This is a genomic window from Pseudomonas sp. GL-B-19, assembly GCF_019956415.1.
In the GTDB taxonomy this organism is placed as follows: domain Bacteria; phylum Pseudomonadota; class Gammaproteobacteria; order Pseudomonadales; family Pseudomonadaceae; genus Aquipseudomonas.
Genome location: NZ_JAHBDK010000028.1, coordinates 25,585 through 44,516 on the forward strand (window position 1 = coordinate 25,585; position 18,932 = coordinate 44,516).

General features: G+C 58.0%; 16 protein-coding genes. 7 read left to right on the plus strand and 9 right to left on the minus strand.

Features of this window, described 5'->3' with window-relative positions; all coding sequences use genetic code 11:
- Position 1: 1 nt before the first annotated feature.
- The 6 genes from KGB06_RS11845 to KGB06_RS11870 form a co-directional block, all read right to left on the minus strand.
- Positions 2 to 634: a sarcosine oxidase subunit gamma gene (locus KGB06_RS11845; protein ID WP_223515774.1), complete on the minus strand. Its 633-nt coding sequence runs from the start codon at positions 632 to 634 to the stop codon at positions 2 to 4.
- Positions 635 to 784: 150 nt separating this feature from the next.
- Complete coding sequence (locus KGB06_RS11850) at positions 785 to 3,802, minus strand: sarcosine oxidase subunit alpha (RefSeq protein WP_223515777.1); 3,018 nt, start codon at positions 3,800 to 3,802, stop codon at positions 785 to 787.
- Positions 3,799 to 4,128, minus strand: a complete 330-nt coding sequence (locus KGB06_RS11855; RefSeq protein ID WP_007947734.1) for a sarcosine oxidase subunit delta — start codon at positions 4,126 to 4,128, stop codon at positions 3,799 to 3,801. Before KGB06_RS11855 ends, KGB06_RS11850 begins: the two co-directional genes overlap by 4 nt.
- A gap of 14 nt (positions 4,129 to 4,142) precedes the next feature.
- Positions 4,143 to 5,393: a sarcosine oxidase subunit beta gene (locus KGB06_RS11860; RefSeq protein WP_007947735.1), complete on the minus strand. Its 1,251-nt coding sequence runs from the start codon at positions 5,391 to 5,393 to the stop codon at positions 4,143 to 4,145.
- Positions 5,394 to 5,416: 23 nt separating this feature from the next.
- The gene (glyA, locus tag KGB06_RS11865; RefSeq protein WP_223515781.1) at positions 5,417 to 6,670 is read right to left on the minus strand and encodes a serine hydroxymethyltransferase; all 1,254 of its coding nucleotides are present in this window, start codon (positions 6,668 to 6,670) and stop codon (positions 5,417 to 5,419) included.
- Positions 6,671 to 6,952: 282 nt separating this feature from the next.
- Positions 6,953 to 7,663, minus strand: coding sequence for a TraX family protein (locus tag KGB06_RS11870; protein WP_223515784.1), 711 nt, complete (start codon positions 7,661 to 7,663; stop codon positions 6,953 to 6,955).
- A gap of 133 nt (positions 7,664 to 7,796) precedes the next feature.
- On the opposite strand from KGB06_RS11870, the gene KGB06_RS11875 reads away from it, so the two are divergent.
- The 6 genes from KGB06_RS11875 (at position 7,797) to KGB06_RS11900 (ending at position 13,079) form a co-directional block, all read left to right on the plus strand.
- Positions 7,797 to 8,837, plus strand: coding sequence for a low specificity L-threonine aldolase (locus KGB06_RS11875; protein ID WP_223515786.1), 1,041 nt, complete (start codon positions 7,797 to 7,799; stop codon positions 8,835 to 8,837).
- A gap of 249 nt (positions 8,838 to 9,086) precedes the next feature.
- Positions 9,087 to 9,620, plus strand: a complete 534-nt coding sequence (locus KGB06_RS11880) for an REP-associated tyrosine transposase (RefSeq protein ID WP_223515788.1) — start codon at positions 9,087 to 9,089, stop codon at positions 9,618 to 9,620.
- A gap of 129 nt (positions 9,621 to 9,749) precedes the next feature.
- Positions 9,750 to 10,574 (plus strand): SDR family oxidoreductase, encoded by an 825-nt coding sequence (locus KGB06_RS11885; RefSeq protein ID WP_223515792.1) that lies wholly within the window; start codon positions 9,750 to 9,752, stop codon positions 10,572 to 10,574.
- A 170-nt stretch (positions 10,575 to 10,744) separates the two neighbouring features.
- The gene (locus KGB06_RS11890; RefSeq protein WP_223515795.1) at positions 10,745 to 11,230 is read left to right on the plus strand and encodes an Hcp family type VI secretion system effector; all 486 of its coding nucleotides are present in this window, start codon (positions 10,745 to 10,747) and stop codon (positions 11,228 to 11,230) included.
- Positions 11,227 to 12,696: a hypothetical protein gene (locus tag KGB06_RS11895; protein WP_223515798.1), complete on the plus strand. Its 1,470-nt coding sequence runs from the start codon at positions 11,227 to 11,229 to the stop codon at positions 12,694 to 12,696. Before KGB06_RS11890 ends, KGB06_RS11895 begins: the two co-directional genes overlap by 4 nt.
- Positions 12,693 to 13,079: a hypothetical protein gene (locus KGB06_RS11900; protein WP_223515801.1), complete on the plus strand. Its 387-nt coding sequence runs from the start codon at positions 12,693 to 12,695 to the stop codon at positions 13,077 to 13,079. The genes KGB06_RS11895 and KGB06_RS11900 overlap by 4 nt, the downstream gene beginning before the upstream one ends.
- A 517-nt stretch (positions 13,080 to 13,596) precedes the next feature.
- Here KGB06_RS11900 and gbcB read toward each other — a convergent pair.
- The gene (gene gbcB, locus KGB06_RS11905; RefSeq protein WP_223515818.1) at positions 13,597 to 14,697 is read right to left on the minus strand and encodes a glycine-betaine demethylase subunit GbcB; all 1,101 of its coding nucleotides are present in this window, start codon (positions 14,695 to 14,697) and stop codon (positions 13,597 to 13,599) included.
- A 281-nt stretch (positions 14,698 to 14,978) separates the two neighbouring features.
- Between gbcB and gbcA the strand changes: the two genes are divergently transcribed.
- Positions 14,979 to 16,274 (plus strand): glycine-betaine demethylase subunit GbcA, encoded by a 1,296-nt coding sequence (gene gbcA / locus KGB06_RS11910; RefSeq protein WP_223515821.1) that lies wholly within the window; start codon positions 14,979 to 14,981, stop codon positions 16,272 to 16,274.
- 778 nt (positions 16,275 to 17,052) lie between these two features.
- Here the strand turns inward: gbcA and KGB06_RS11915 are convergent.
- Both KGB06_RS11915 and KGB06_RS11920 read right to left on the minus strand, forming a co-directional pair.
- Positions 17,053 to 18,219 (minus strand): retropepsin-like aspartic protease, encoded by a 1,167-nt coding sequence (locus KGB06_RS11915; protein ID WP_223515824.1) that lies wholly within the window; start codon positions 18,217 to 18,219, stop codon positions 17,053 to 17,055.
- 130 nt (positions 18,220 to 18,349) lie between these two features.
- Positions 18,350 to 18,916, minus strand: coding sequence for a GNAT family N-acetyltransferase (locus KGB06_RS11920; protein WP_223515827.1), 567 nt, complete (start codon positions 18,914 to 18,916; stop codon positions 18,350 to 18,352).
- Positions 18,917 to 18,932: the final 16 nt, after the last annotated feature.

Consider the following 18,932-nt stretch of genomic DNA (forward strand, 5'->3'; position numbering starts at 1 on the left):
CTCAAGCCTGAACGCTAAGCCCGTACTCAGCCGACGCATCCTGCAACCACAACCACCAGTAATCCGAGAAGCTGCGACGGATCAGCAGTTCCCAGGTGTCTTCAGCGGTATGACGGATCACCAGTTGCGACTTGGCGAACACCGTGCCAACCGCCTTGCCCACCGGGAAGCTGTTGGGGTGCACGTCGTAGCTGGTGGACTTCATCAGCACCTGACGCACTTTCGGGCCGCTGAGTTCGAGGATCTGCTGGCCGCCGCTGACGTTGGTGATTGCAATGTGCAAATCGCCCAGCGCTTTGCGCAGCTTTTGCTCGGCGGCGAATTCTTCACCGGTCGGCACGATCAGCAGCCATTCATCCGGCCCCATCCATTGCAGGCTGGTTTCGCCTTTGATGACGACGGTCAGCGCACCCGGCAATTCGATGCCGAGCGCTTTGTGCACACCGGCGGCAAATGCAGCATCGTGGCCATCGCCACGAATGGTCAGGTGGCCGAGGAGTTTTTTCTCACGCACGGTCACGCCGGCATTTTTGCGGCCCTTGCCCGCCAGGCTGGCGAGGTCGGCATGATGCAGCGACGACTCGGCCTTGGCCCCGGTGGTTGGGCGTTGTTGGTAAACATTGGCTGCGGTCATAAAGCACCTTTCCTGAATTCTGTTGGTTCTTGTGGTGGCTGCACTGCCGTCATCGCCAGCAGGGCTAGCTCCCACATTCAACCGCGTTCCCCTGTGGGAGCGAGCCTGCTCGCGATATCGGCGGCACAGTCACCACAGGGCCCGAGGTCGTTACACGTTCTGGCGATCACCCTTCGGATCGAAGAACACCGAAGAAACAATTTCCGCCTCGATCACGCTGCCATCTGCCAGCGGTGCGAACACTCGCTCACCGATGCGCTTCAACCCGCCTTTCACCACGCCCATGGCAAACGAATAGCCGAGGGAGTTATGCAGGTAGCTGGAGGTAACGTGGCCGACCATGGTCATCGGGATCGCTTGCTTGGTGTTGAACACCAATTGCGCACCTTCCGGCAGCCACTTGGTCGGATCGATCGGCTTCAGGCCCACCAGTTGCTTACGTTGATCACGCACGCAGTCTTCGCGGTTCATGCCACGCTGACCGATCCATGAAAAAGGTTTAGTGCGACCGACACACCAGCCCATGTTCAAGTCGTCCGGTGTCATCGAGCTGTCAGTGTCCTGACCGACGATGATGAAGCCCTTCTCGGCCCGCAGGATGTGCATGGTCTCGGTGCCGTACGGCGTCAGGTTGTATTGCTTGCCGGCCTCGACGATTTTCTCGAGCACGCCCATGGCGTAGTCGGCTTGCACGTTGACTTCGTACGACAGTTCACCGGTAAACGAAATCCGGAATACCCGTGCTGGCACACCGCCGACCAGACCTTCTTTCCAGGTCATGAACGGGAAGGCTTCGTTGCTCAGGTCGATGTCGGTGACGTGGCTGAGCAGCTTGCGGCTGTTCGGCCCGGACAGGGTCATGGTTGCCCAGTGATCCGTCACGGAAGTGAAGTACACCTTCAGGTCCGGCCATTCGGTCTGGTGGTAGATTTCCAGCCATTGCAGCACGCGTGCAGCGCCGCCCGTGGTGGTGGTCATCACGAAATGGTTGTCGGCGAGGCAGGCAGTTACGCCGTCGTCGAAGACCATGCCGTCTTCTTTACACATCAGGCCGTAGCGCGCCTTGCCCACATCGAGCTTGGTCCAGGCGTTGGTGTAGATGCGATTGAGGAACTCACGGCAATCCGGGCCCTGGATATCGATCTTGCCCAAGGTCGACGCATCCAGCAGGCCGACGCTGTCGCGCACGGCTTTGCATTCGCGTTTCACGGCGGCATGAATGTCTTCACCGGTTTTCGGGAAGTACCACGGACGTTTCCACTGACCGACGTCTTCAAACTCGGCACCGTTTTTCACGTGCCAGTGATGCAGTGCAGTGTGACGCACCGGCTCGAAGATGTGCCCACAGTGACGACCGGCCACAGCGCCGAAGGTGACCGGCGTGTAGTTCGGGCGGAACATGGTGGTGCCCATCTGCGGGATGGTCACGTTCAGCGAACGGGCGGCGATGGCCAGGCCGTTGACGTTGCCGAGCTTGCCCTGGTCCGTACCGAAACCCAGTGCGGTGTAGCGTTTGACGTGCTCGACCGACTCGAAGCCTTCGCGGGTCGCCAGTTCGATGGCGGCGGCGGTGACATCGTTTTGCAGGTCGACGAACTGCTTCGGCGCCCGTGCGGTAGCTTTTTCGTGTGGCACCTGGAACAGCGCCAACGTTGGCTCTTCCAGACGGCTCAAGGCTTTTGGCAGTACGCCTTCGACTGTTTGGAAACCGGCTTCGGCAGCGGCGCGAGCGCCCCCTTCAAAACCATCGGCGAGGGAATCGCCGAGGCCATAGACGCCGTTGATGCCACCGACGCACACGCGTTTTTGCGGCGCTTCGCCCGGTACGAAACCGAGGATGTCTTCACGCCAGATCGGCTTGCCGCCCAGGTGCGAAGCCAGGTGAACCACCGGGCTGTAACCACCGGAGCTGGCAACCAGATCGCATTCGAGCCATTCACCAGGGCTGGTCACGGCGTGTGCTTTTACATCGATCGCGGCGACGCGAGCAGCGGTCACGTGCTTGCTGCCACGGGCCTCGATCACGGCGCTGCCGGTCAGAATGCGAATGCCTTTGGCACGTGCTTCTTCAACCAGGGCACCACGCGGATTGCTGCGGGCGTCGGCGATGGCCACCACTTGCAGGCTGGCGTCGAGCCAGTCCAGCGCCACGCGATAGGCGTGATCGTTGTTGGTCGACAGCACCAGTTTTTTGCCCGGTGCCACGCCATAACGACGCACGTAAGTCGACACAGCGCCGGCGAGCATGTTGCCCGGCACGTCGTTGTTGCCGTAAACCAGCGGACGCTCGTGAGCGCCGGTCGCGAGAACAACACGCTTGGCGCGAACACGGTGGATGCGCTGACGCACCTGGCCAATTGGCGCGCGGTCGCCGAGGTGATCGGTCAGGCGCTCGTGAATGGTCAGGAAGTTATGGTCGTGGTAGCCGTTGACCGTGGCGCGCGGCAACAGCAGCACGTCCGGGGTGTCTTTGAGCTCGGCGATGACGCTGGCGATCCATTCGGCAGCAGGCTTGCCGTCGAGGCTTTCGCGGGAGTCGAGCAGGCTGCCGCCGAACTCTTCCTGTTCATCAGCGAGGATCACACGGGCACCGCTGCGCGCAGCGGCCAGTGCAGCGGCCAGGCCAGCAGGGCCAGCGCCAACGATCAGCACATCGCAGTGCTGGTTCATGTAGTCGTAAGTGTCCGGATCGTTCTCGGTCGGCGAGCGGCCAAGACCGGCGGCTTTACGAATGTACTTCTCGTAAGTCATCCAGAACGATTGCGGGTACATGAAGGTTTTGTAGTAGAAGCCCGGCGGCATCAGCTTGCCGCCGACCTTGCCGAGAATCCCCATCATGTCGTTGTTCACGCTTGGCCAGCCGTTGGTGCTGGTGGCGACCAGGCCTTGGTACAGCGCTTGTTGCGTGGCGCGTACGTTCGGAATCTGTGTGGCTTCTGTCGCGCCGATTTGCAGCACGGCGTTCGGCTCTTCGGCGCCAGCAGCGAAGATGCCGCGCGGACGGGAATACTTGAAGCTGCGACCGATGATGTCGACGCCGTTGGCCAGTAGGGCAGCGGCCAGCGAGTCGCCTTCAAAGCCTTTGTAGCTCTGGCCGTTGAAGGTGAAGTTCAGCACTTTGTTGCGGTCGATCCGACCACCGTTGGACAGGCGATTGATCTGGCTCATACCTTCGCTCCCAGAGCCTGCGCGGCCGCTTTCGGACTTTCAGTCTTGTCGGTGAACTGCGGCTTGGTGCCGATCTTGTAGGTTTCGAGAATCTCGTAAGTCACGGTGTCGCGGGTGACGTTGAAGTACTGACGGCAACCGGCGACGTGATCCCAAAGCTCGTGGTGCAGGCCGCGAGGGTTATCGCGGAAGAACATGTAGTCGCCCCACTCCTCGTCGGTGCAAGTGGTCGGATCCAGTGGACGCGGGATGTGCGCCTGGCCGGATGCATGGAATTCCTCTTCGGAGCGCAGTTCGCCGCAGTGAGGACAGAAGATATGCAACATGGGGATTTCTCCTGTTAGTGGGCAACCGCAGCAGCGCCGTGTTCATCGATCAACGCACCGTTGTGGAAACGGTCGATGGAGAAAGGTGCGGCCAATGGGTGCATTTCACCCTTGGCCAGGCTTGCGGCAAATACGTTGCCCGAGCCAGGTGTCGCCTTGAAGCCGCCGGTGCCCCAACCGCAGTTGAAGAACATGTTCGGCACCGGGGTTTTCGAAATGATCGGGCACGCATCCGGGGTGGTGTCGACGATGCCGCCCCACTGCCGGTTCATGCGTACGCGGGACAGCACCGGGAACATCTCGACGATGGCCTGGATGGTGTGCTCGATCACCGGGTACGAACCACGCTGGCCGTAGCCGTTGTAGCCGTCGATACCGGCGCCGATCACCAGGTCGCCCTTGTCGGACTGGCTGATGTAGCCGTGCACGGCGTTGGACATGATCACGCTGTCGATAATCGGCTTGATCGGCTCGGACACCAGCGCTTGCAGCGGGTGGGATTCGATCGGCAGGCGGAAACCGGCGAGTTTGGCCATGTGCCCGGAGTTACCGGCGGTCACTACACCGACGCGCTTGGCGCCGATGAAGCCCTTGTTGGTTTCAACGCCGATGCACACACCGTTTTCCTTGCGGAAGCCGATCACTTCGGTCTGTTGAATCAGGTCCACACCCAATGCGTCAGCGGCACGGGCAAAGCCCCAGGCCACGGCATCGTGACGGGCCACGCCGCCGCGACGCTGGACGGTGGCGCCCATCACCGGGTAGCGAGTGTTTTTCGAGCAGTCGAGGTACGGAATCTCGTCGGCCACTTGCTTGGCATCGAGCAGTTCGCCGTCCACGCCGTTGAGGCGGTTGGCGCTGACCCGACGCTCGGAATCACGAATGTCCTGCAGGGTGTGGCACAGGTTGTAAACGCCGCGCTGGGAAAACATCACGTTGTAGTTCAGGTCCTGGGACAGACCTTCCCACAGTTTCATCGCGTGTTCGTACAGGTGCGCCGACTCGTCCCACAGGTAGTTGGAGCGAACGATGGTGGTGTTGCGCGCGGTGTTACCGCCGCCCAGCCAGCCTTTTTCGACCACAGCCACGTTGGTGATGCCGTGTTCCTTGGCCAGGTAGTAGGCGGTCGCCAGACCATGCCCGCCACCGCCGACGATGACCACGTCATAGACCTTTTTAGGGGTCGGCGTGCGCCACATTTTCTGCCAGTTTTCGTGATGGCTGAGGGAGTGTTTGAAGAGGCCGAAGCCCGAGTAGCGTTGCATAGTCATTTACTCCAAAACCGCGCTCAGCGATAAACCGGGAAGTCCGCGCACAGGGCAGAAACCTGCTCGGCGACATTGGCCTCGACATCGGCATCGCCGAGGTTGTCGAGGATGTCGCAGATCCAGCCGGCCAGCGTGACGCACTGGGTCACCTTGAAGCCGCGCGTGGTCACCGCCGGGGTGCCGATACGCAGGCCGGAGGTCACGAACGGCGACTGTGGATCGTTCGGGACAGCGTTCTTATTCACGGTGATGTGGGCGCGACCGAGTGCTGCATCCGCCTCTTTGCCGGTGAGGCCCTGACGAATCAGGCTGACCAGGAACAGGTGGTTATCGGTACCGCCGGACACTACATCGTAGCCGCGTTTGATAAATACGCCGGCCATGGCCTGGGCGTTGTCGATCACTTGTTGTTGATAGACCTTGAAACCAGGCTCCAGCGCTTCCTTGAAGCACACTGCTTTACCAGCGATCACGTGCATCAACGGGCCGCCCTGGGCACCGGGGAATACCGCAGCGTTGAGCTTCTTCTCGATTTCTTCGTTGGACTTGGCCAGGATCAGGCCGCCACGCGGACCGCGCAGGGTCTTGTGAGTGGTGGTGGTCACCACATCAGCGTACGGCAGCGGGTTCGGATACAAACCGGCGGCGACCAGACCGGCGACGTGCGCCATGTCGACGAACAGCAGGGCACCGACTTTGTCGGCGATCTGACGGAAGCGCGGGAAGTCGAGGGTCTTGGAGTAGGCCGAGAAGCCGGCAACGATCATCTTCGGTTGGCATTCAACGGCCAGACGTTCGACTTCGTCGTAGTCGATCAGCCCGGTTTTGGTGTCGATGCCGTACTGCACGGCGTTGTACAGCTTGCCCGAGGACGACACTTTTGCGCCGTGGGTCAGGTGACCGCCGTGGGCCAGGCTCATGCCGAGAATGGTGTCGCCGGCTTGCAGCAGTGCCAGATAGACGGCGCTGTTGGCCGAGGAACCGGAGTGCGGCTGCACGTTGGCGTAGTCGGCACCGAACAGTTGCTTGGCGCGTTCGATGGCCAGGGCTTCAACCTTGTCGACGTGCTCGCAGCCGCCGTAGTAGCGCTTGCCCGGATAGCCTTCGGCGTATTTGTTGGTCAGGCCACTGCCTTGCGCTTCCATGACGCGTTTGCTGGTGTAGTTCTCTGACGCGATCAGCTCGATGTGATCTTCCTGGCGTTGCTCCTCGGCATTCATCGCCGCCAGCAGTGCATCGTCGTAACCCTGGATCTGGTCTTGCTTGCTGAACATCGCGTCTCTCCCAGCGGCGGTGGTGCGCCATTCGTCTCGGTGAGGCATGTGCCTTTCGGCTGTGCCCTTTGAATGCGATGGTATGACCGGCGCAGGCAGGTCAAATGCCTATGGACGCCACGCAAAGGTGCGTTTACGACATGGCGGAAAATGGCAGGCTCAACACAACCTTCGATTCAGCACAGATCCCTGTAGGAGCTGGCTTGCCAGCGATGGGGCAGCACATCCGGCATTGATATCGGCAGACCCACCGCAATCGCTGGCAAGCCAGCTCCTACAGGGTTATGCGATGGCCTGTCGTAATGCGAGCAACAGCAGGAAATGCGCGGGATAGAGGGCATAGGCCCAACGCCGCATTGGCGGTGGGTGGACGCCTTTGGCATGTCGCAATAGCAACATTCCAAGCAATGGCGCGATCAGACAAGCGACGATGCCGGGAACGGCAGCACTGTTGCCCAGCTTCGCGGCGTAATACAGCACGTGCCATTCATTGGCCGCCAAGCAGATCACACCCGGCAACAGGCTGAAGTACCAGGGCCGATTGATCACCAGCAACATCGCCAACGGCAACAGCACCCCGAAGAAACCAAACATCACATGTTCCGAGAACACCGCCGCCAGAGCCAGAGCGCCGACCGCCAGCAGTCGCGATGGCAGTGTCGGGTGTTGCCAGCCACGCGTAACCAACAGACCGAGCGCCAGCGTGGGCATCACATTCAAGGTGGCGGGATCAGGAATGTACAGCCTGTAAGGGATCTCGCTGATAGCACTGAACAGCAGCAACCAGCCCAAATACCGCCATTGATGCTTAACTTCCTGTGCACGGAAAACATTCACCGCCATTGCCAGACAAAACCACGGAAAGGCCAGTCGTCCCGGGACATACAGCAGATCGACGGAATAACCGACATATCGCAGGTGATCGAGCACCATGCTCAATAGCGCCAGCCACTTGAGCAGATCCAGTGCCCCATCCCGTTGAGTCATGTGCATAATTGCCCGTCGTCTTTGTGTTTTTCTGTCAGACGCATCGCGTGTGCTCCCCGGATGATCTTCGGTAAAGTGCGCACCATCATTGACCACGAGTCGCTTCACCATAAGCGTCTCGACCACGGAAAGCAGGGCCATGACCGATAAGAGCCAACAATTCGCCAGCGACAACTATTCCGGTATCTGCCCTGAAGCCTGGGCGGCGATGGAACAGGCCAACCACGGCCACCAGCGCGCTTACGGCGACGACGAATGGACCGCTCGCGCGTCCGACGACTTCCGCAAACTGTTCGAAACCGACTGCGAAGTGTTCTTCGCCTTCAACGGCACCGCTGCCAACTCGTTGGCCCTGTCGTCGCTGTGCCAGAGTTACCACAGCGTGATCTGCTCGGAAACCGCCCACGTCGAAACCGACGAATGCGGCGCACCGGAATTCTTCTCGAACGGCTCCAAACTGCTGATCGCCCGCACTGAAAACGGCAAGCTGACCCCGGAATCGATCCGCGAAGTCGCCCTCAAGCGCCAGGACATCCACTACCCGAAACCGCGCGTCGTGACCCTGACCCAGGCGACCGAAGTCGGCAGCGTCTACACCCCGGAAGAAATCCGCGCCATCAGCGCCACCTGCAAAGAGCTGGGCCTGAACCTGCACATGGACGGCGCGCGGTTCTCCAATGCGTGCGCGTTCCTCGGTTGCTCCCCGGCAGACCTGACCTGGAAGGCCGGTGTTGACGTGCTGTGCTTCGGTGGTACCAAAAACGGCATGGCAGTCGGTGAGGCAATTTTGTTCTTCAACCAAAAACTGGCTGAAGACTTCGACTATCGCTGCAAGCAGGCCGGGCAGCTGGCATCCAAGATGCGCTTCCTCTCGGCGCCGTGGGTCGGGATTCTGGAAAACGACGCCTGGCTCAAATACGCCCACCACGCCAACCACTGCGCGCAGTTGCTGGCCGAACTGGTCAGCGACATTCCCGGCGTGGAATTGATGTTCCCGGTGCAGGCCAACGGCGTATTCCTGCAACTCTCGGAACCGGCCATCGCCGCACTGACCGCCAAGGGCTGGCGCTTCTACACCTTCATCGGCAACGGCGGCGCACGCTTCATGTGCTCGTGGGACACCGAAGAAGAGCGCGTACGGGAGTTGGCCGCAGACATTCGCGAAGTCATGTCCCGCTGACGTTACGCATGATCGTTCCCACGCTCCGCGTGGGAATGCCTCTCGGGACGCTCCGCGTTCCTGTATCACGACCGGTGCAAAGTCGGACATCGTTGCGACGCGGAGCGTCAAGGGCTGCATTCCCACGCGGAGCGTGGGAACGATCACTGGTAGCGCGTCGTAATTTCCCACTGGTTGCACAGCATCCTCCTCTAGCACAGCCACACAACCACGCTCACCCTAGCCATTCCCTCGCAAAGGAATGCACCCATGGGCCGAAGCCGCTACACCATCACTGAACCCGACAAACCACATTTCCTGACCTGCACGATCATGGAATGGTTGCCGCTGTTCATCCGTCCGTACATCGTCGACCACCTACTCAATTGCTGGCGTTATCAGCAGTCCCATAAAGATCTGAAGCTGTATGGCTATGTCATTCTGGAGAACCATCTGCACTTTGTCGCAGAGGCTCCAGACCTCAACAAATGCCTCAGCCAGTTCAAATCATTCACCGCCCGGCAAATCATCGATGACCTGCAGAACAAAGGTGCCGAGCGCGCATTGCAGCGCCTGCGCTTTAGTAAACGCGCGCACAAGCAAGACCGGGTTTACCAACTGTGGCAGGAAGGCTCACACGCAGAAATGGTGTACAGCGAAACGGTGATGCGCCAGAAGCTGGATTACATCCACTACAACCCGGTGAAGCGTGGGTATGTAGATTTGCCAGAACACTGGCGATATTCAAGCGCCCGAGACTACGCAGGGAAAGAGGGCCTGATAGCAATTAAACGGTGGTACTGAGACGGCGATCGCGGTGATCGTTCCCACGCTCCGCGTGGGAACGATCAATAGCTGCGCCCTGCTGACCTGGTCTACATTGTCTGCGAGCGGTTTTGATCCGCTCTCATAACAATAATCAGGAGCGCACGCATGTCATTGAAAGGCAAAACCCTGTTCATCACCGGCGCCAGTCGCGGGATTGGCCGTGAGATCGCGCTGCGCGCGGCGCGTGACGGGGCCAACATTGTGATTGCGGCCAAAAGCGCCGAGCCACACCCCAAGTTGCCGGGCACGATTTTCAGTGTGGCGCAGGAAGTCGAAGCGGCGGGTGGCCAGGCGTTGGCCTTGCAAGTGGATGTGCGTGACGAAGACGCGGTGCGAAAAGCGCTGGCCCAGGCCAACGAACATTTCGGCGGCATCGATGCGCTGATCAACAATGCCGGCGCCATCAAGTTGACCGGGGTTCAACACATCGAGCTCAAGCGTTTCGACCTGATGCACCAGATCAATACCCGCGCCGTATTGCTGTGCAGCCAGGCCGCCCTGCCCTATCTGAAAAAAACCGGCGGGCACATTCTCAACCTGTCGCCGCCGTTGAATCTGGCGACCAAGTGGTTCGCGCAATACAGCCCCTACACCGTGACCAAATACGGCATGAGCATGCTGACGCTGGGCATGAGCGAGGAATTCAAAAATTACGGCATCAGCGTCAATTCGCTGTGGCCACAGACCATGATCGCCACCGCCGCCATTGAGTTTCAACTCGGCTCGCGGGAATCCTTCAAGCATGCGCGCACGCCGGTGATCATGGCGGATGCCGCCCACGTCATTCTGGACAGCAGCGGGCGCAGCATCACCGGGCGATTGCTGATTGATGAGGAAATCTTGAGAGAACACGGGGTAACGGAATTTGAGCACTATCGGTTCGCGCCTGATTCAACCGAGACGCTGATGCCGGATCTGTTTATCGACTGACGCTGTCCCCGCGAAGACGTCGATCCTGTCCTACGGACGGGGTCGGCGCAGATGTTCTCAAATTGTTTCAATCGCTGCTTTTCAGAAACGGACTACTCCAGAGACTACATAAACCCGGGAAGTCCTCGTCCTAGACTGCCGAATCCTATTTCAAACAAGGAATGGCAGCGATGGCGAATCCCGGCTACATGACGATCACAGGCAAAGCTCAAGGCCTGATTTCAGCGGGTTGCTCGACTCCGGAGTCGGTTGGCAACAAGTATCAGGCGGCGCACACCGATGAAATCATGGTGCTAGCCTACAGCCACAACCTGACCAACGATGGCAACCTCGGCAAGCCCACCCACTTTCCGGTCATCGTCACCAAAAATGTCGACAAATCCTCGCCGCTGCTGACCCAGGCACTCGCAAACAGAGAAGAGCTCGACTGCACGATCAGTTTCTATCGCACATCCGCCATGGGGCAGCAGGAAAAGTATTTCACCGTCTCCCTCGACGGGGCCGTTGTCGCCAATCTGACGCAGGATGTACCCCATGTGATTCTGCAAAACGACGCGGAGCCTCAGGAGTTGCTGGCGTTGCGATATCGGGGCATCAGCTGGGTTCACCACACGGCCGGCACCACCGGGTACGCCTCGTGGGGCGAAGAGGGGTGACGCTCGAGCGCCACGACCTCTGGGACGTCCAAAGCGCCGCCGCCAAGCTGATCGGGCATGCCCACTCGATCAGCGCCCGTCACCTGGCTTTCGGCACGGCCCGCGTGCGTTTCAACCAGCAGGTCGCCGATTACGCCAAGCGCATCGCCGATGAAGTCACCTCAGGTCGGAAGAGCCCGGAACAAGGGATACGGGCGCTGGTTCAGGAACAGCACAACCTCTTGAAGCAGTCCCGACTCTTGATGTTGAAGAAACACGGTGCGATCCCCGAAGCGGTCAAGCAGACGCCGCTGTCGATGCTCACGCTAACGGCGCCGCAACCCGACCCGGAGCGCCTGTTACGGGCGGTGCATGCACAGAATCTCAAAGCTCTAAACACGAGAGCCAAAAACACCACTCACGCCCCTCGTCCAGCGTCCCGCGTTCCCGGTTTTTTCCCTCAGGAACGCTGGCCGGCGGAGGTTCCAGCACCAGAGGAGCCGGGGTTTTACATCGTGCCCAAAAGCATTTCAGCCGAGAAACTTGAGACCCAACTGTTCCCGTCTCCCAACCCGAGCGTCATCGCTAAATTCAGAACTTTGAATCCGAACCTGGATCTGGTGAAAGCCGGATCGATGATTGTCCTGAGCGACCCGGACCATCAGCAATGTACGTATGAAGAATCTCTGCTGATGCAAACCGCTCAAATCGTCAGCACTGCGCTGGAGCCGTTGACGGTGGAGGAGGCGGATTTTATGGCGCAGCACTATGGCGTTATTCAGACCGCGCTCTCGGATGAATCGAAAGTGATTGGCGTCACCACAGCCATGGCGTCCAATCATCTGGATGGCATAAAAACCATTCTGAAAGACATTGAGAACCTACATACCAATACGCTCGAGGCAAATGGCAGCCTGAATTCAAAGAAATTCAAAAAACAGCGTGCCCGCCTGCTCAAAAATCTGGACGGCCAACTCACCAAGTTGACGAAGAAAACCATCGGCCTCCCTGATTATCCAAATCTCAAAACCGCACTTGGCATCGACAACCCACACCTGGTGCACCGCTGGAGAAAAGCCGGCGGCATCGGCCAGGCTCCCGGCTATGCCACTCATATTCAGGCCGTCACCAAAGCATCGCAATACATCAAATATGGCGGTTGGATTGGCACAGCTGTGGGAGGTAGCGCATCAGCCATGAAGGTTCAGGATGTTTGCAGAAATGGAAGTACCGAGGCGTGTCAAAAAGTGAAGTTCACGGAGGCTGGAAGCTTCATTGGCGGGGTGGGTGGCGGTGCCCTTGCCAGCGGTATTTTGACTTCGACCGCAACTACGGCAATTTGCGTTGGCGTTGGTGTCTCAACAGCTGGCGTCGGAATTCTTCTATGCGGAATTTTTGTCGCGGGAGCTGGCTCCTTCGCTGGCGGATACGCCGGCGAAAAATTGACTGAATACGTGGCCGAGTCTATCTACGAGAACACAAAATGAGCCTTAGTGTTGCAGAAAATATTTTCATGGTTGCGGGCATTATAGTTGTCGTCGGAATTTTCACCCTTCTCGGCTTCATGCTCTACATAGCAAAAACCAAAATAGATATCATCTTGAGCAGCCTTCAGAACAGCCCTTTCTCCATAACCCTTATAACACTATGGCACGGAGGCCCGGGGGGGCGAATACGTATGGTTGGGGAAGTTTGCGGCATTCTGTGGAGGCCCAAATACCACATTCAAAGCGGCTTGCTAGACCCACAGGACATTGAAAACTTCCCGCCAAAACTTAAACGCCAGTTGCTGCTGACACGTAAACTCATGATTTATTTTGGAGCGGCAATGGTGTGCTTATGGCTGATCGCTGAACTTGGCCTCGTCTAAAATTATTTAAACTTACAGCAGACAACATCATATGAATAAAAACAATTCTGACATGCCAGTAAAAAAGCCCCACAAGAACAAAGAATACATAAATAAAAATTACGCATCTAAAGACAAAATGACACCAAAAGCACAAATTAGATTTGTGTTGATATTTAACACAATCGCAATAATCTTTATCGGGATTGCGATACGAGCTATTCATAATCAAAAAATCGCCATCCCTTACCTGGGCCGACACGTACCTTGGCACGAATTTACAGGGCTAAGTTTGTTTTTCCCGGTATCTATTCTTCTTTTATTCGCGGCATGCCTGATATCACTCGCGGTGCTCACCGCAAGGTACAACATCAAATACGATTCATCCCTATATAGAAAGATCTGCTTTTACAGTTTTATCACAGGAGTTTTCCTGCATCAGGTATCTCTTTTTTTCGGCGTTAGCCTGAAATAACCATACATCACGATGATTAACAACCGACCTCCCACACGGCAGATCGGCTATTTCACATGTCTCTCAAAACTCAATCCGCACATCCCCCTTCGGCACACTGCAGCAAGACAAAATAAACCCTTCCGCCTCGTCTTCCTCGGTGATCCCGCCGTTGTGTTCCATGTCGACTTCACCACCGAGCTTCATCACCTTGCATGTCCCGCAAATCCCCATCCCGCACGCCTTCGGAATCAACAGGCCCAACTTGGCCGCCGCAGCGTGAACGGTTTCCCCCGGTGCCACACGAATACTCTTGCCAGACGCCGTGAACTCCACCTGATGCAGATCCGCCGCATCGATTTCCGGGGCGTCGGCCGCTTGTTCAGCGTGTTCCACGGCATCGGCGCGCGCCTCTGGCGGGGTCGCGCCGAAGGATTCTTCGTGGTAACGCGACATGTCGAAGCCAGCGGCTTCCAGCAAGCGCTTGACCGCGCTCATATACGGCGTCGGGCCGCAGCAGAACACTTCGCGCTCAAGGAAGTCCGGCGCCATCAATTCAAGCATTCTGTGGTTCAGGTAACCGCGATAACCAGCCCAGGGCTCACCCATGCCATGCTTCTCGCAAATCAGGTGCAGGCTGAAGTTCTCGATCCGCGATGCCATGTGCTCCAGCTCGCGGTGGTAAATGATGTCTTTAGGCGAACGTGCGCTGTGGATAAACACCATGTCGACATTGCCGTTGGTGTCGTAGAACCAGCGCGCCATGGACATCACCGGGGTGATGCCGACACCGCCGCTGAGGTAGAGCACTTTCGGTGCGGTGAAGTCCATGGCGTTGAACAGCCCGACCGGCCCGTGCACCGCCAGCTCCTGGCCTTCGTGCAGGGTGTCGTGCAGCCAGTTGGAGACTTTGCCGCCCGGCACGCGCTTGATCGTCACCGAAAAGCTGTAAGGCACCGATGGCGAGCTGGAAATGGTGTAGGAGCGCATGATCGGCACCCCTTCGATTTCCAGCTCCAGGGTGACAAACTGCCCCGGTTTAAAGAAGAACAGGATCGGCTGGTCAGCCATAAAGCAGAAGGTGCGCACATCCCAGGTTTCCTGGATGACTTTGACGCAACGGACGATGTGTCGACCATTGGCCCAGGTCTGGGTCGTTACCGGATTCAGGAAGCTGTTGGACATGCTGTTCTCCACCGCCGATGCTCGGCCTTATGTTGGCGATTCTGCGTAACGTGCGAACCACCCATTTACCTATCTGCGACATTCACATACTTATCGCGACCAGCCAGCAGCTACCGGGGGTTGCGCGTCGGGAACAGAGTGGGCCATGTCGCTCGTGGATAAGGTTCTGGCCGGCGTCGGCCCCACACTCGCCCCATACCAAGACACATCCTTTACACCTTGCGTAGCAAACCTGATCAGCCACTTTCGCGGCCACGCAGATGGCCTTGAGGAAAAACACGATGGACGTCACCACTACCCTGAGCCTCGGCGATCCACTGGAACCCGCACGCAAGGCCACCGCGCAGATGCTGCAAGAGCGCGAGCGTACTTTCTCGCTGCCGCAGCCGTTTTACTCTGACGAGCGGCTGTTTGATATCGACATGCAGGAAATCTTCCAGAAAGAGTGGTTGATCGCCGGCATGACCTGCGAGATCCCGACCAAGGGCAACTACCTGACCCTGCAGGTCGGCAAGAACCCGATCATCGTGATTCGCGGCGCTGAAGGCGTGGTGCATGCGTTCCACAACGTCTGCCGCCACCGTGGTTCGCGTCTGTGCACCAGTGAAAAAGGCAAAGTCGCCAAACTGGTCTGCCACTACCACCAGTGGACGTATGAGCTGGACGGTCGCCTGCTGTTCGCCGGCACCGAAATGGGCGCCGACTTCGACATGAACCAGTACGGCCTCAAGCCGGTGAACGTGAAAACCGCTGGCGGCTACATTTTCATCAGCCTGTCGGAGAACCCGCCGGCCATTGATGACTTCCTGTCGACGCTGAACCATTACATGGAACCGTACGACATGGAGAACACCAAGGTGGCGATTACCACCACCTTGATGGAAAAGGCCAACTGGAAACTGGTGCTGGAAAACAATCGCGAGTGCTACCACTGCAACGCGTCGCACCCGGAACTGCTGAAAACCCTGCTGGAATGGGACGACGTCACCGACCCGCGTGCCGACCAGGCCTTCAAGGACCACGTCGCCGCCTCTGCCGCCGCCTGGGAAGCCGAAAAGATCCCTTACGCCCACGCCAGCTTCGGCCTGCGCAACCGCATCGTGCGCATGCCGCTGCTCAAAGGCACCGTGTCGATGACCATGGACGGCAAACAGGGCTGCGCCAAACTCATGGGCCGCATCAAAAACCCGGACCTGGGCTCGATGCGCATCCTGCACCTGCCGCACTCGTGGAACCACTGCATGGGCGATCACATCATCGTCTTCACCGTGTGGCCGATCAGTGCTCAGGAAACCATGGTCACCACCAAGTGGATCGTCCATAAAGACGCGGTCGAAGGTGTGGACTACGACGTTGAACACATGCGCAAGGTCTGGGACGCCACCAACGACCAGGACCGTCGCCTGGCCGAAGAGAACCAGCGCGGCATCAACTCCACCGCGTACCAGCCAGGGCCTTACTCCAAGACCTATGAGTTTGGCGTAGTGAACTTTGTGGACTGGTACAGCGAGCGTTTGCTGAACAACCTCGGGGCCGAGCCGGCGCCGTACCTCAAAGGGGTTCCTGTACAAGGTTAAGAGCAAAAGCTTCGCGAGCAAGCTTGCTCCTACAGGTCTGGGTCGTTCACAGAATGTGTATACACCTCAGATCCTTTGTAGGAGCAAGCTTGCTCGCGATAGCGCCATCCGCGTCACGCACCCCCTTCTGACTCACCGCAATCTTAGAACTGTACGAAATATGACCTATTCCGTTCAGCGCTATACCGCCCGCACCTCTCAGCCTTCCACAAACAAGTTATCCACACCTCCACCCACAGCTATTGGGGACAAGTGTGGCTTTACCGAAAACTTTCTCCACAGAAACCGAAGAAAATCCGTGACTTATCCAGAAGCAGGGTTTTGAACAGCGGCTGGTTGTTTTTTGACCAAAACCTTACAGGGCACGTTCTACGTGGCTTGCAGAGGATGGCAAACACCTTATCCACAGAAGCGCCAACAGACTTTGGGGGCAACTTCCGTCCTTCTGTGGAAAACCGCTGAAAGCCGCGATAAATCGGGGGGTTGCGCGACGTTTACCGGTCCAGATCGACGATTTGATCGTTTTTCGATCAATCACCTGAAGTGCCGGTTTATATGGCCTGTAGCGGTTAGCGAACATCTTATCCACAGAAGCGCCAACAGAGATTGGGGGCAAGTATTGGAGCACGGGAAACCTTATCCACCGCAAAAAGCCTGTAAAAACCGCCAGTTAGGCTGGTTACTTTTTGTACGAAGACTTGCATGGCTTGATTTGTATGGGGTGTAGCGAGGGACAAACACGTTATCCACAGAAGCGCTCACAGGGTTTGTGGGTAAATCAGATTTTATTCAGGCATAAGCGACCCGATTCAGTGTCCAGGTTCAATTCATAGTCATTGAATGCCCGCCACCCAAGCAGAATCGAAGGCACGTACTGCCCGTCCAACAACGACGGCGGGATGGTGAAGCCCGGGTAGTATTTGTAGGTCACTACCCTGATGTTCCCGGACAAATCCAACTCGCCCTTGAAGGTCTGGTGATGCGAGTGTTCGGCGACGTGAATGGGCGAGTCACCAGGCGAGGCCGATGTCAGGTAATCCACATTCCCGGTATCAAGAATCGCCAGCGTCGCCCGACGATCCAGCCGTGCGGAAATGGTCAGTCTTTGATTGATGTCCGCACGCGAATAGGTAATGGGCGAATCGCACCGCTTGGGAGGTTTCGCGTTGAGTTCGAGGGTCTTTTTCGTGAGCTTCAAACGTCCCAGCTTTCCGATCAGATCAAGCCCCAACAAGTTATCCCGGTCACTGACAAACACCAGGACATTCCTGAACTCGCTCCCGCCGATCTTCAAAGACTCGAAGATCCCGAGTTTTGCAGGCAGACCATGTTCCCCATAAAAGGTGCTGTAGCCGTAATGGGAGTCGGTTAATAACGTGATGCCCATCCGCTTCGCGGTTTCGTCGTTGACCCGGGTTTGCGGGGCGCCGGTATCCACGATAAAGCGTGTCGAGACACCATTGGCCGCTTTGACGTCGATGTAGGGCAGCACTTCGTCCGTGACGTAACCCTCACTGGGATGTGGATAAATCGTCAGCACCTCTTGTCGCCGGGAGCTGGTCACCGAAAAATCGCCGACCGCGCGCAGGGTGGCGATCGACAAGCGGCCGAACATGGAAAACAAGACGTTGAGCTCGGGGTCACTTGCGATGGCCTGAGCATGGCGGCGCTTGATCGTCAGGTAGTAATCAGGCAGCTGGTTGGCGGCTTTGGCTTCAAACATGCGGGCGAAAACGGTCACTGAGCAATCGAGGTGATTTGCGGCGTCCACGACCTTGTCGCATTGCTTGCGCAGTTGGGCCAAGGACGCTGTTTGCCCTGGCTCCGACTCTAGCCACGTGTAAAAGTCCTGATTGGACTCAGTGTTGGCAGCCGCCATCAACCCCGCAGGCACGCACATCACCGCACAGAGCAACCAGGTAGCACGCTTACGCAACGCCTTCATGTTCAACCCACGCATAAAAACGGGTTTTATGACTCAGCGCTGAACGTTTGAAAGCTCCGTGAACCGTGCTGCACCCTTAACCAGCGCACAGCAAAACTGTAGCTCACCGAGCGGCGGCGAGTGGCAGCCCTTAAGGCCGGTACATCAGATAGGCTTCCCCCGTGACCCGAATCATCGGGTGGGGCGTGATCTGGCAGGTGTCGACGATACGAAAGCCATGTCGCTCGTAAAACCGCCGGGCGCCGGTGTTGGCGGCATAGTCGATCAGGCTCAGGCCATTGAGCCCCAACTGGTTTGCCCGGTCGTAGGCGAATGCGAGGAATTGCTTGCCCAGGCCCTGGTTCCGCCAGCCCTCATGTAGCGCGAGGCTGGAGATATACAGGGTGTCGGGGATTTCCATCGTGGCATAGGGCGCCAACACAGGATCAGTCACCGGAGCCGCCAGCGGATCGTGGCGCATAACATAGCTGTGCATCATGCCGACGACTTCCCCGTTTGCCTCGGCGATCAGGCAATTTTGATAGGAAAAGTCCACATCGTCGCGGGCATAGCGGGTGGCGCCGACGTCCAGCAGATCCTGGCCGGGCTCTGCTATCTGGCTCCAGATATAATCCGAAGCGCCCTCTGAAGAAATCTGGAACAACCGCGCAATCTCCCGCGCATCGCAGCGCCGGGCCGAACGAAACTCAACAGCCATTTACTTCCCCCCAACG